Source organism: Pseudoalteromonas rubra (assembly GCF_000967655.1).
Taxonomy (GTDB): Bacteria; Pseudomonadota; Gammaproteobacteria; order Enterobacterales; family Alteromonadaceae; genus Pseudoalteromonas; species Pseudoalteromonas rubra_A.
Window position 1 is genome coordinate 1 of record NZ_JXYA01000019.1, and the last position, 13,113, is coordinate 13,113.

9 protein-coding genes are annotated in these 13,113 nt (G+C 43.5%); all 9 read right to left on the reverse strand.

Annotation, left to right across the window (positions count from 1 at the left end):
- Nucleotides 1–969: 969 nt before the first annotated feature.
- Nucleotides 970–3,180 (reverse strand): peptidase domain-containing ABC transporter, encoded by a 2,211-nt coding sequence (locus TW77_RS09370; RefSeq protein ID WP_046004723.1) that lies wholly within the window; start codon nucleotides 3,178–3,180, stop codon nucleotides 970–972.
- Nucleotides 3,180–4,427 (reverse strand): HlyD family secretion protein, encoded by a 1,248-nt coding sequence (locus TW77_RS09375; protein ID WP_046004724.1) that lies wholly within the window; start codon nucleotides 4,425–4,427, stop codon nucleotides 3,180–3,182. Before TW77_RS09375 ends, TW77_RS09370 begins: the two co-directional genes overlap by 1 nt.
- Before the next feature lie 2 nt (nucleotides 4,428–4,429).
- Nucleotides 4,430–4,771: a nuclear transport factor 2 family protein gene (locus TW77_RS09380; protein ID WP_046004725.1), complete on the reverse strand. Its 342-nt coding sequence runs from the start codon at nucleotides 4,769–4,771 to the stop codon at nucleotides 4,430–4,432.
- A gap of 1,167 nt (nucleotides 4,772–5,938) precedes the next feature.
- Nucleotides 5,939–6,493 carry a hypothetical protein gene (locus tag TW77_RS09385; protein ID WP_046004726.1) on the reverse strand — a complete coding sequence of 185 codons (555 nt, stop codon included), beginning with the start codon at nucleotides 6,491–6,493 and terminating at the stop codon, nucleotides 5,939–5,941.
- Nucleotides 6,494–6,863: 370 nt separating this feature from the next.
- Complete coding sequence (locus tag TW77_RS25140) at nucleotides 6,864–7,043, reverse strand: hypothetical protein (protein ID WP_156158639.1); 180 nt, start codon at nucleotides 7,041–7,043, stop codon at nucleotides 6,864–6,866.
- Between the two features lie 557 nt (nucleotides 7,044–7,600).
- Nucleotides 7,601–9,694, reverse strand: a complete 2,094-nt coding sequence (locus TW77_RS09390) for a winged helix-turn-helix domain-containing protein (protein WP_052713132.1) — start codon at nucleotides 9,692–9,694, stop codon at nucleotides 7,601–7,603.
- Between the two features lie 693 nt (nucleotides 9,695–10,387).
- A complete protein-coding gene (locus tag TW77_RS09395) occupies nucleotides 10,388–10,804 on the reverse strand; it encodes a F0F1 ATP synthase subunit epsilon (protein ID WP_046004727.1) in 417 nt (138 codons plus the stop codon).
- Between the two features lie 13 nt (nucleotides 10,805–10,817).
- Nucleotides 10,818–12,203, reverse strand: a complete 1,386-nt coding sequence (gene atpD, locus TW77_RS09400; protein WP_046004728.1) for a F0F1 ATP synthase subunit beta — start codon at nucleotides 12,201–12,203, stop codon at nucleotides 10,818–10,820.
- Nucleotides 12,204–12,235: 32 nt separating this feature from the next.
- The gene (gene atpG / locus TW77_RS09405) at nucleotides 12,236–13,096 is read right to left on the reverse strand and encodes a F0F1 ATP synthase subunit gamma (RefSeq protein WP_046004729.1); all 861 of its coding nucleotides are present in this window, start codon (nucleotides 13,094–13,096) and stop codon (nucleotides 12,236–12,238) included.
- Nucleotides 13,097–13,113: the final 17 nt, after the last annotated feature.

The window sequence follows — 13,113 nt, forward strand, 5'->3', positions numbered from 1 at the left end:
CCAGCCCGCTTTGATGGCTGAGATAATGTCCAGGCTACCGCCGTTCACGGCACTGATGTCTTGGCTGTTTAATGTATTAATTAAACCAGCACTTTATTAATTTGGTAACACCCCTAAAAACCAACCGAGCGAAATTTAAATTTATTTATCAAGTTGAAAGTTAAACAGGCTTGAAAAACAATTCAGGGTCACATGGATCATCGTATTCTCTCCCTGATCCAGCCACACACTTAATCTCTTCATCAAAAATATATCTCATCTTCCTTTCCTTTTAGTTTTTATAATGTTCAACATCAGGGCACATAGGAACTTCTTCTCCGCCTGAGATAGCACTAAACTCTTTTAAAAATAAATCTCTCATAACCACTCCGGTAAATTTCTATATTATTATTAAATCAGTCTACGAAATATGCTTCAGCTAAATTCATTTTTTATAAATATCACCTACCAAGCCCATCTAAAAAACCACACTTACACATTGCTTGCGCTTGTTAGAAATGCAACTTTTATACAGTTCTAGATAGCAAGAAGTTACAACTTAAAAACTCAGAATTTAATAAAAAAACAATAACAATCTAACTTTCAAATTGAGATTAGAATTTATCTCGCAAACCTTATTACACTTTTTGAATTAAGCTTATCCCCGCCAAGATATAAGCTTATGTAAAAACTAACATTTAAATATAATTTGTCAATATAACATTTCAAAAAAATAAAAGATTAGACATTTAATTAAAAATCAAATTGAGATTAGAGCTTATCTCGCAAACCTTATTACATTTTTTGAATTAAGCTTATCTCCGCCAAGATTTAAGCTTATATAAAAACTAACACTTAAATATAATTTGTCAAACTATTTTTAAATTAATTAAATGACAAACTAAATTAAAAAACCACACGCAAAACCAATAAAACCTGACGCGCAATAAACAATAAAATTAAATAACATAATCAAACACCAATATAAAACTAAGCCATTATAAAACCACCCGAATCACTGGTATCTTTATACTGTTCATCATCAACACATAATGTAATATCCTGATGGATCGTTCTCCTGGTGCCAATATCGGGCTTTTCTCCAGCGATCGCCTGCCCATATCTGAGTTCAATAACACGATCTGCACTGGCTATCGTCTCTGGCCTGTGAGCAATAATTATTCGTGTTATATCCAGATTCTTAACCGCCTCATTTACAGAGAACTCGAGCTTTGTATCCAGGTTGCTTGTAGCTTCATCCATAAACAATATCTTCGGCTTCCGGTATAGAGCACGAGCCAGTAATAAGCGCTGGATCTGCCCACCTGACAAAGCGGCCCCCATATCACCTACAAGCGTGTTGTAACCCATCGTCATAGACATTATGTCTTTATCAATCGCAGCAACCTGTGCAGCCCACTCGACCTTTTTCATATCTAAATCGGGGTCAAAAAATGCAATGTTATCTGCGATTGAACCTGACAACAGTTGATCGTCCTGCATAACAGCTGCTATCTGAGAGCGATACTTAGATAATCCCACTTGCCGGATATCCACTCCATCGACTAAGATTTTGCCTGATTCTGGTTCAAACAGTCCTAACATAATTTTTGCCAACGTTGTTTTACCGCACCCCGAAGGTCCGACGATAGCAATGGACTCACCGGCTCCAATCTTTACATTGAGGTTTTTGAATACCGGGGCGTCTTTACTGTTGTAACGATAAGTCACATCCTGTAGTTCAAGCTCTCCACTGAGTTCCTTTGTGCTCGCCTTACCCTGCATGTCACTTTCTTTGTCTGTCAGCGAGATATCAGCAAGTCGATTAAAGTGCAGGCTCAGCATCTTGAATTCGATTAATTTTTCTATTAGAGAGGCCATTTTTTCTACAAACTGCCGCTTATAGGCCATAAATGCGAAGAGCATACCCACGGTCAGGTCCCCTTCCATGACCAGCAGTGCAGCAAAATACACAACCAACACATTTTCAAAACCGAATATCACTTTATTGATTGATTCATAACCAATATTTAAATGACCAACCCGTATGCCTGCGTTTAGGCTATCTGCATACTTGTTGTGCCAGACACTTTGCCTTTGCACTTCACGACCAAAAAGCTTAATGGTTTGAATGCCGCGCACGGTTTCCATGAAATTCGATTGCTCTTTTGCCTGGTTTACGATGACTTCTTCAGACATTCGGCGCAGAGGTCGATACATCGCAATTCGAATCACGGCGTAAATGGTGATCGCTGTGAGCACAACCATACTTAACTTAGGGCTATACAGGAAAATCATAATGAGCGTCGCAATGGCCATTACACCATCGATAAGCGCTTCAATAACGCCCTTTGTCAGCAAGTCTTTCACCTGTTGCAAAGAACCAAAGCGAGACACCACATCGCCAATATGACGTTTTTCAAAGTACTGAAGTGGCAATCGGATCAAGTGATGGAACAGATTAGCCCCGAGCTGAATGCTCATCAGATTACCAAAGTGCAGTAATAACACACTGCGCACTGCACCTGTGACCATTTCAATCAACATGAGTAGGCCAAATCCAACGGCCAGAATCGCCAGTAAGTTCTGATCAAAACTCAGAATGACCTCATCAACCACTAATTGCATATAGTATGGGCTGGCTATAGCAAAAGCCTGTAACAACAACGATAAGACAAATACCTTGCCCAAGGTCGATTTAAGACCTGTTACTTTGCTCCAGAAGTCTGAGAGTTTGAGGTTAACCCGCGTATCTTCCGACTTAAACTCTTCTGTAGGGCTTAGCTCCAACGCCACACCGGTAAAGTGTTTCGAGAATTCATCCATGGTGTATTTGCGATGACCTAACCCAGGGTCATGTATCTCAACACTGTGTTTTGTAACCTTTTTAAGTACAACAAAGTGATTCATATCCCAGTGTAAAATACAGGGCGTTTTAAGCTGGGGCAGATGTTCCAAATCTAATCGCAGCGCCCTTGAGCTCATATTGAGCTTATCGGCTATCTGCATTAGCTCTTCCAAGTTCGCACCCTTTAAAGATATTTCATGGGTCTGGCGTAAGGTTGTTAGATCTGTTTTATAACCATGATAGGCGGCCACCATAGCCAGGCTCGCTAACCCACACTCAGCGGCTTCGGTTTGCAAAATGACAGGCAACCGTTTAGCACCGCTAAACTTAAGTAAATGCATTGGATTTTCCATTAAATCGCTCCTTTAATGCTGTACAGTGGCTCAAACAACCATTCAAATAGTGTGCGCTTATCGACCATAATATCGGCCTCAAGCAACATACCCGCTTGCAATGGCACAGATGCACCATAGGCTTTCGCACTTTGATCTTTTAACGACACGACAACCTGATATGCAGGCTCTCGCAGCACCACTGGCAAACTACTCGCTTCTTCTGGGAGTAAAATTGACTTAGAAACACTAGAGATCGTACCTTCATAGATACCAAACCTTTCATAAGGGAATGCCTGGTAACGGATCCGCGTGTTTTGCTCCTCCTGAACAAAGCCAAACGCACGGGATGGCACAAGTAATACCGCTTCTAGTGAGGCGTTTTCTGGCAATACAGTCATCAAAGGCTTAGTACTTTGCGCTATCATGCCCGGCTTAACCATTAAACTACTGATCCGTCCACTTCTGTGACTACGGACGTCATAGCTTTGCTGTGCACTTGCCTGTGTTATTTGCTGATTAATATTGGCAAGCTGGCTTCTAAGCTGAGACTCAGTTTCCTGAAATGTCAGCGGCAGTTGTTGACGTTCGAAACGTAATTGGCTCAATGATTCCTGCTGACTGAGCACTCGTCCTTCAAGATCTTCAGCCTGTTGTTGCAATACCAACATCGCGTCCCTGACACTCTCGACATCAGCTTGGGATACAAAGTCTTTGGCAATTAAAGCCGAAGTATCCTTGTAACGCTTTTCACTCAGCGCAACTCGCTGTGTTAATAGTTCAAGCTGTTTGCGAGTTTGCTTCAACTGAAAAGCAGTATTGTCAATTTGTGAGTCCAGCTTTTCCTGATTGACTTTCGCAAGCTGAGTTTGGTTTTCAATATTCTGCTTAAGTAACTCTTTTTGCTTTATTAGTTCAGCTAGAATCACCTCATTCATATCACCACCAGAGGTCAGGATGCGCTCCATTCTAACCCGCAGTAGCACCTGTCCTTTCTCTACCTGTTGGCCTTCCTCGACATACACTTCATCGATTACCCCCTGGCCGAGTGGATATACCTTGCTTAAACCGTCAGTCGGTCTTAAATAACCCGATACAATTTCTTTTCGGTGGTACTCTCCAAGCACCAAATATGTTATCCCGACGACGACCGTTACCAAGATCAAGAGCAAAATCCAATTGAATGACATATGTGTCGCAATTGACACTTCACCATCGAGCTTTTGCCCCTGATGTTCAATGGCCTCTTTTCTGAATAGACCCGCCATGCTTACCCCACTAAACCTGGAAATGAAGCGGTTGAAAAAATACGCCACTGACCCTCTTCTTTAGCCAAAGAGTGAATATTCTGCATGCTTTTTTCTTGGTTCTGGCCTTCCTTTTCACCACGGATCATCATCTCGTCTCTTACAACCAATAAGTCATCCTGCTTCGACAACAGCTCAACCTTAGTGAGGGTCATTTCGAAATCAAACTGTTTACGCATATTTTCAAACTGGGCTTTCGCGCCAATCATGACAGCTGACCCGTTGTGGTAAAAAGCTTCTAGATCATCAAGATTGCCCGAACAAATGATTTGGTAATATCGCTCAAAAAACGCTTTTAATGTCATCAGGTATCCTCCGTTGCATTCAATTTATGAAGTCAGTGCCGCCAGACAAAGAGGGAGACGCTGCTCGATTGATTTGCATCATGCGCTACGAACCGGAGGAAATCAAACCGACAAAAAAACGACTATAAGCATAAAAAACAACAACTTAAACCACTTAATTATTTACCAATAAGTGGCTGATTTGAGTAACATTGGAATCTCCAAATTCCTATAAGTATCCCAGCCAACCCAAGCTAATCGAACGATTCGCCATTTGCTGGAGCAGACAAGGCGGCATGCTCATATCGATCATGTAAACAAGGCTGTTCACTTGCCCGACTATATTGAACAGATGAAAGTGGTGCCCTGACTGCTAGGAATGAGTGTCTTAAAAGGCAATGATGTGAGTGATTGCGTGCGGCCGGTATATAGCGCAAGGTTAAGGATAATCACCAGGCATACGTTCAAGGCAGGCGGCGTTAATACATAAGTAATATCAAAACTCACGCCTGTTACTCGCTGGGATAAAAGTGTTGAACGAGGCCTCGAGTTGAATTACCCGTTTACAGGTTTTGTCTGAATTACTGCCAAAACGACCCCCTAAGCGCGGTAACTTACTGTATTACTTGCAAGCCAGCAGAGCCAAAAGCGGCTTTCTGAGGTGATATAACACTCCCCCCTGTAATTGAGAGGCAACTTGGTAATACACAAGATCTCACCTGGCGAGAAATAACAGTCCGCTGAACTGAAAATGTGAGTAGTCGCTATAAACCGCCCTATGCATATTCAGGCCAATCGCACACCAACCAATCGTTGATTACAAGCCAGGTAAACGGCGCTTATTTAATACTGTAGATCAACAGGGCTCAATAAGCTTTCACTTGCGTATGACTCACATAGGAAAGTGTAGAAAGTTTGAAAGACCTTTTTGCGCTAAGCAGCTCAATGGGTCGGGAGGCGTAAGCTTGTGTCCAGGGCATGAATTTACCCTTGGGATTACTGATGATATTAAAAAAGAAAGGGAAATAGAAAAGGCAACTCAAGGGCTTGCTTTAAAAAATGTTAATTTTATCTATTGCTTTTTGAAATTAACCAAGATAACATTTAATTTCCTTATTACATCTGCATTTCTCGCATATGTATGCCCGAGGCACCGCCATGCCTAGGGCAATTTTATCTTATCTGCCACTATCCACATAAATCAGGATCCTGATAAACTGTCACTGACAGCTTTTCTTCATTAATTTTGCGTAGTTGCTCATCAGACAAGTCGCCACTTTGTAACGACACAAATACCTGCGTATCACTGACATAATTAACATCTAAACGCACTTCTTTCGAAGATGAGCAAAACCAGAGCACTTTAACATCGTCAAAGCCTTGCCTAGTAAAGGCCGTTGCTGGCGTAAAATGCCCATAAGCCACTTCATCCTGCAATTTAACCAGTAAAACGCCTTTGTCTATCTCAGGCGTGCGCCACAGCTTTTCAATATAGCCATTACTCAGGGATGTAACGTCGACCAATTTGCCGCTTTCCATCCGATAAGTCATGATCACCTGACCTCTTTGCATCAAGCTACCGACACCGCCAACGCTCCGTTCCAAAGTGCCAGCATGCTGAGCAAAATAATATTCTTTGCTGGGCTCGCTAATGTGTAACAGCCCGCTGATAGCTTTATCTATCGGCGCACTCAATGCCAACAACGGCACACAGAGCACGGCTGCTCCTAAGCTTCGTTTCATATAATCGCTATTCCTTTTTTCAATTCACACCACTTGTTATGGTCAGTTGTGTATGGGTGCCAAATTTGTGACTTAACTCTGAGTCATATTCAGAATTTGCATTCATCGTCCCTGGAGTAAGTTATCTACTCAGGTTGAGTAACCTCAGCTCACAGCTCTGTTAGTCTGTCACTGGAAGTTTAGAGGTGATGATCCCATCGTTTGAGTAGCGCCCACCGCCTATCTGCTTCGTCTCGTTTGCGTTTAATGGCTGTGAAACAGTAAGTGATTTAAGGCTGCGCTTTTTAATACCGAACTTCATAATTGACCTCGAATTTATTTTTCTAATTTTTAGTTTGTTGTGGCTGTTACGCTCAGTGGATGTTTGTTTTTACTCAATGCCGTCAGTAGGCATCTTGGAAGTAATGATACCGTCAGTGCCACCCGCGATTACTTTTGTCTGCTGGCCATTCAGTTGCTTTACAGTTTTAAGTGCCTTAAGTGATTTCTTTTTAACTAGAAGTTTCATTTGACGTTCCTCATTACTCAGTAGTTTTAGTGCAATAGACACTTAGTGAGTTCCTGTAGTGTCTTTTTTATAGTTATGTTTAATTCAACCCAGTTTTACTAACCGGTGCAGCTTTTTGTATTTGCTCGCTGCTTTGTTGCTAAAAACTATAGAATATCCGACTCGAAATTAGAACTTATCAAAGCTTATAAACAAGTATAAGCATCAAAGGTAAGCCGCTGTTTTTAAAGCTATTTAAATTACTTATTCAATGATATGGAAGCGCTAACATCATTTTCATCAGATTTGACTGCCTGTCCGTGCGCTACGAGGCAAAAAAGCATCACGCCCAGCCAAAAAATCTTCGCCTGCCAACATTCCAGGTAAGTTGATGTTGATGTTCATACCCGCTTTTGAGTGTGGTATTACGCTCCTGTGCAGGCGAGAGTGGGATAAGGAAATGACTAAGATATGCATGACAGTGGACAATCACGCAAATCATAAACCAAAGCAGGGATGGCTTTAACGCAGGGTTACATTTGCCATAAGATTAGGTCAGAGTGACCATTGAGGTAAACAGGAAGGCGCTGAACCAGTTTACTGGTTCAGCGAGACTGAAATTAATGAGGAGCTTCTAGCTTGATCAGCTGGTTGTTTGTTTGTGCGACCGTACTGAGTACCAGGGCCTGTTGTGATGCATTGTATGTAATTGCAGTGACTTTTTTCTCACCCATGTCAAACAACTCGGTACTCATACCATCGACTACTTCATATACTTTCTTACCATTGCTATAAAACACTCGACCATCGCCCACAGCAACCAAATGCAGCTCGGTTGTGTATTGCAGAGCGACTTCTTGAGCAACCTCTCCCGTTGCAATATCAAAGTACAGTAACTTGTCATTCGATGACAACATCACGTATTGGTGTTTGTCCAATTGCGCAAACCACACAATATTTGAGATAGGTAGTTTCTTAGAGCGCTCTAGTTGCTGAGAGTAAACATAAACTTCATTTGCTGATTGTTTATCGCCCAGCATGACGTAGCCAATATCACCATTCAACAAATATTCCGCTGATATCACCACCCCATCCACTTCTATCGCTTTCAACAGGGTAAACTGCTCATCGTATAAGTGCATCGTGTTACTCTCTCTAAGCAGCAGTTGCCCGGAAATAGACGAGTGTCTGAGCGCAGTATAGTTCCCCTCAGGCACTTGAGTCGCCACACTCTGCTCTCCCTGCTTATAGGCTAGGTGGATAACACCCGACTCATACCTCAAAAACAGAGTCTTATCTTCACCACCGACACCTGAGAAATTAATGTGCTTGCTGCTCACTAACTCATCAAGCTCCATGCTTTTTACGTCCAGGCCATAGATATCCTGTGCAAATGGGTAGCTGGTCAAGAGCAACTCGTTGGGGCTCAGAGCCTGAGAAGTCGCGAAAATATTGTCAGTCTGTAGTTGCGTTTCTCTTACTAAGCGCTTCTCTGAGAGGGCGTATTCATAAACTACATTCTCGATATTATCGAACCATACAAGTGCGTGGGTTTCCGGGATATAACTGATAGACCAAATTGGATTATTGGATTCGTACAGTTTTATTTGACTGCTCCCCTCCAGGTCCGTCATGTAGAGCTCTCTTGCATCAAACTGATGACGTTCAAAAAAGATCCGCTCGATTTTCGGTTCATACATTAAAAACCGATCGCCATAGGAGTTTAAACTTGGTGAAGTTAACTGAAACTCTTCTTTCGTACTCAGGTTATAGCTTACCAATGCGGAAAGCTCATCTCTGCCACGATAATTAGGTTTAGAATAGACAAAGTAGTCACGGCCAACACCCGCGCCTTGTTTAATCTGCAGCGGACAATCGAATAAATGCTTATTGTAACTCTCAAAGTCAGAGCTTACTTGCCATATTTCACAACGCTCTCCCTTCGTAGCACGATAGAATAACCGGCTCGAATCAGACGACCAGCCAATTGGATAGAGATCTGCGTCCTGATTAGCCATTTTTTTCTCATAGTCGGTACTCAGATCCTTAACTATCAGCATTTCCCTGGTTTGACCTTGAGGCACAAATGTAAATGCCAGCAGTTGCTTGCTCGGTGACAATATGGTTCTTAAATATCGTCCTGGCGCCCATGACAATAGACTCTCCTGATAGGCCACACTTTGGCGCTCAATCTGTGCTTCTAAAGGCGTTTCTGCCTTAGTCATATAAGTGATACCGAAAACTGACATAGCGACACATGCAGCCGTGAGCACGCTGTACAGCAAATAGTTAGGTTTAGTTTTAGCAGCAGGTTGAGGTTTACTCGCCGGCTTAATTGCACCAGGTGTTGCCTTTACCGTCACTTCCTCCTGATACACAATTTCTGTCTTAAGGAAAAAGCTATAACCCTTTCGATAATGGGTTTTAACAACCAATCCCCTTTGCTTGTCTGATTTAAGCACTTTTCGTAATTCAGACATGGCTCGGTTAATGGCGTTGTTATCTACATAATTTTGGCACCACACATCACTCACTAGATCATCACGTGTAATTATCTGGTCATTATTCAAAATTAAGTAACAAAGGATTTTAAATAATAGAGGCTCAAGCTCTCTGGTAACGTCACCGTCAGTGATGGTTTGTCGTTTCGGATCTAATATCCAGGCCCCAAATTTGACTTCTTTCACAGCCCTTGAAAAATTCACTTCATTCATATATTAACTGCTTTATATCAGTCTCTTGTGTTTTTCGCTTGCGCGAAGTCAGTTACTAAAGCGTGTAAAAATCGCGTCAAAGCTGCTCACCATACTGAATCATTTTCTAGGTAGGCGTTTCGTTTAGTGGCAAAACTCTGGTAATTCACTTTGCGTCAAAACGGCATACCAGAACCCAGCAACAGCCATTCGCAATATTAAAGCAAAATATTAAAGAGTTAAACACTCTGTTTCATTGAAAGACACTGAACAATCGTACCTTAAACAAAAACAGTAAAAAACCTGCATCTAACGCTCGCCTCCGCCTCGATTACTTTACCGCTCGAAGCCCTCAAGCCAGTTTATTTAATCCCAATTTGCTGAATTAAGCGCTCTATTTTGAAACGAGAAAACAGGCTCGATAACACCGCAGGCACGTCCTGCTACCACAGAGATACTGACCCCCAGGCAGGCGAGGCAATAATTTGCGAACTCATACCTTGATTAAAGATTCGATTTAACACGACTAGCACCCTACTTGTTCCTTCAAATTGAACAGGTATTAAGAGAAGTTGCAATAATAGCAGCATCTCACCTTCTGATGGTCAAAGAAACTTATAGAAACCTTGCTCTTTGTATGCCCATTTTCTGTAAATTGCAGACATAAAAAAACCCACGCAGTGCGTGGGTTTTTTAAACCAGATAGGTGGCTGCTTATTTGCGCAGCTGGCGTAGAAGACGTAGCTGAGCAAGGGCTTCTTCAAGCTGCATCGCTGCTTGCTGGTAATCCAGCTCGCCTGCGGTGCCTGAAGCCAGTTGCGCCTGCGCTTCACGTTTAGCTTCTTCAGCAGCTTGCTCGTCAAGCTCTTCCGCACGGATCGCAACGTCAGCAAGGACAGTTACGGTCTGTGGTTGAACTTCCAGCGTACCGCCTGCAACATAGATAAACTCTTCTGTTTTGTCTTCTGTTACTAAACGTACCATACCAGGTTTTAGGCCAGTCAGTAGTGGCGCGTGACCCGGGTGAATACCCAGCTCACCTTCACTACCTGTCACTTGGATCGCAGTCACGTCACCAGAGTACAAACTCTTTTCAGCGCTTACTACGTCAAGGCGTACTGTCATTGCCATAACAACCCCCTAATTACATGTTTTTGGCTTTTTCAACTGCTTCGTCGATTGAGCCAACCATGTAGAAAGCCTGCTCTGGCATGTCATCGTAGTCACCGTTTAAGATGCCTTTGAAGCCAGAGATAGTGTCTTTCAGTGAAACGTATTTACCAGGTGCACCTGTGAATACCTCAGCAACGAAGAACGGCTGAGACAGGAAACGCTGGATTTTACGTGCACGAGATACAACTTGCTTATCTTCGTCAGATAGCTCGTCCATACCTAGAATCGCGATGATGTCTTTCAGCTCTTTATAACGCTGAAGTACAGTCTGAACGCCACGTGCAGTCTCGTAGTGCTCGTTACCGATTACTAGCGGGTCAAGCTGACGAGAAGTTGAATCCAGTGGGTCTACCGCAGGGTAGATACCAAGAGATGCGATGTCACGTGAAAGTACAACCGTTGCGTCAAGGTGCGCGAACGTCGTTGCTGGTGACGGGTCAGTCAAGTCATCCGCAGGTACGTATACGGCCTGGATTGACGTGATTGAACCAGTCTTAGTGGACGCGATACGCTCCTGTAGTACACCCATCTCTTCTGCAAGAGTTGGCTGGTAACCTACCGCTGAAGGCATACGGCCTAGTAGTGCAGATACCTCAGTACCCGCCAGCGTGTAACGGTAGATGTTATCTACGAAGAACAGTACGTCACGACCTTCGTCACGGAACTTCTCTGCCATAGTCAGACCAGTCAGAGCAACACGCAGACGGTTACCCGGTGGCTCGTTCATCTGACCGTATACTAGCGATACTTTGTCTAGTACGTTTGAGTCGTTCATCTCATGGTAGAAGTCATTACCCTCACGAGTACGCTCACCAACACCGGCGAATACTGAGTAACCGCTGTGCTCGATTGCGATGTTACGGATAAGTTCCATCATGTTTACGGTTTTACCTACACCGGCACCACCGAACAGACCAACTTTACCACCCTTAGCGAACGGACATACAAGGTCGATTACCTTGATACCTGTTTCAAGTAGCTCAACTGAGCTGCTTTGCTCTTCGTATGAAGGCGCAGCGCGGTGGATTGACCAACGCTCTTCTTCACCGATTGGGCCGGCTTCATCAATTGCGTCACCCAGTACGTTCATGATACGACCAAGTGTTGCTGTACCAACTGGAACCTTGATTGGCTCAGCTGTACCTTCTACTGAAGTACCACGGCGCAGACCGTCAGTACTACCTAGTGCGATACCACGTACCACACCGCCACCTAGCTGCTGTTGCACTTCTAGTGTCAAACCAGCCAGGTCGCCTTCTGTAACTTTTAGTGCGTCATATACGGCTGGCACGTTGTCTTGTGGGAACTCGATGTCCACAACGGCGCCGATAATTTGGACGACCTTACCTAAACTCATGTCTATTCCTCTCGTTAAACTTTGCCGAAGCGTTACACGGCAGCTGAACCAGATACAATCTCACTGATCTCTTGTGTGATTGCAGCCTGACGCGCCTTGTTGTATACCAGCTGTAACTCATCAATCAGGCCACCTGCGTTATCTGTTGCGGCTTTCATCGCAACCATACGGGCAGCTTGCTCAGAGGCAGCATTCTCAACTACACCTTGGTAAACCTGAGACTCAATAAAGCGCACTAGTAGTGTCTCTAGAATCGCCTCTGGGTTTGGCTCATATAAGTAATCCCAAGCGTGAGCTGATACTTCTTCTTCAGCTTTTGGCAAAGGTAATAACTGATCGATAACAGGCTCTTGCTTCATTGTGTTGACAAAGTTGTTGTACACAACGAATAAGCGATCAATTTTGCCTTCTTCGTATGCTTTTAGCATCACAGATACAGGACCGATTACGTCCTGAACAGAAGGCGCATCTCCTAACCCGGCTTTTTTGGCTTCAAGCTCACCGCCAAAACGTTTAAAGAAACCGGCAGCTTTGCCACCCAGGGTGGCAAATGTTGCATCAACACCCTTTTCTTTCCACGCTTTAACGTCTTTCGCTACACGCTTAAACTCGTTTGAGTTCAAGCCGCCACAAAGACCACGGTCAGTAGAGATAACAATGTAACCTACTCGCTTCACCTCACGTTCGTTTAAGAACGGGTGTTGGAAGTCAAGGTTAGCCTGAGCAATACGACCGATCACTTTGCGTAAGTTTTCAGCGTATGGGCGGCTGGACGCGACGCGTTCCTGTGCCTTCTTCATTTTAGAAGCGGCAACCATCTCCATTGCGCTGGTGATCTTTTGAGTATTCTTGATACTCCCGATCTTGCTTTTTATCTCTTTTCCGCTGGCCATGACTCTTTCTCCGAATC

Bases quoted from the DNA above. Each gene is read 5' to 3' on its own strand.
- TW77_RS09380 (WP_046004725.1), bottom strand. From the start codon at position 4,771: ATGACATTAAAAGCGTTTTTTGAGCGATATTACCAAATCATTTGTTCG.
- atpD (WP_046004728.1), bottom strand. From the start codon at position 12,203: ATGAGTTTAGGTAAGGTCGTCCAAATTATCGGCGCCGTTGTGGACATC.
- atpG (WP_046004729.1), bottom strand. From the start codon at position 13,096: ATGGCCAGCGGAAAAGAGATAAAAAGCAAGATCGGGAGTATCAAGAAT.
- TW77_RS09395 (WP_046004727.1), bottom strand. From the start codon at position 10,804: ATGGCAATGACAGTACGCCTTGACGTAGTAAGCGCTGAAAAGAGTTTG.
- TW77_RS09385 (WP_046004726.1), bottom strand. From the start codon at position 6,493: ATGAAACGAAGCTTAGGAGCAGCCGTGCTCTGTGTGCCGTTGTTGGCA.
- TW77_RS09390 (WP_052713132.1), bottom strand. From the start codon at position 9,694: ATGAATGAAGTGAATTTTTCAAGGGCTGTGAAAGAAGTCAAATTTGGG.
- TW77_RS09370 (WP_046004723.1), bottom strand. From the start codon at position 3,180: ATGGAAAATCCAATGCATTTACTTAAGTTTAGCGGTGCTAAACGGTTG.
- TW77_RS09375 (WP_046004724.1), bottom strand. From the start codon at position 4,427: ATGGCGGGTCTATTCAGAAAAGAGGCCATTGAACATCAGGGGCAAAAG.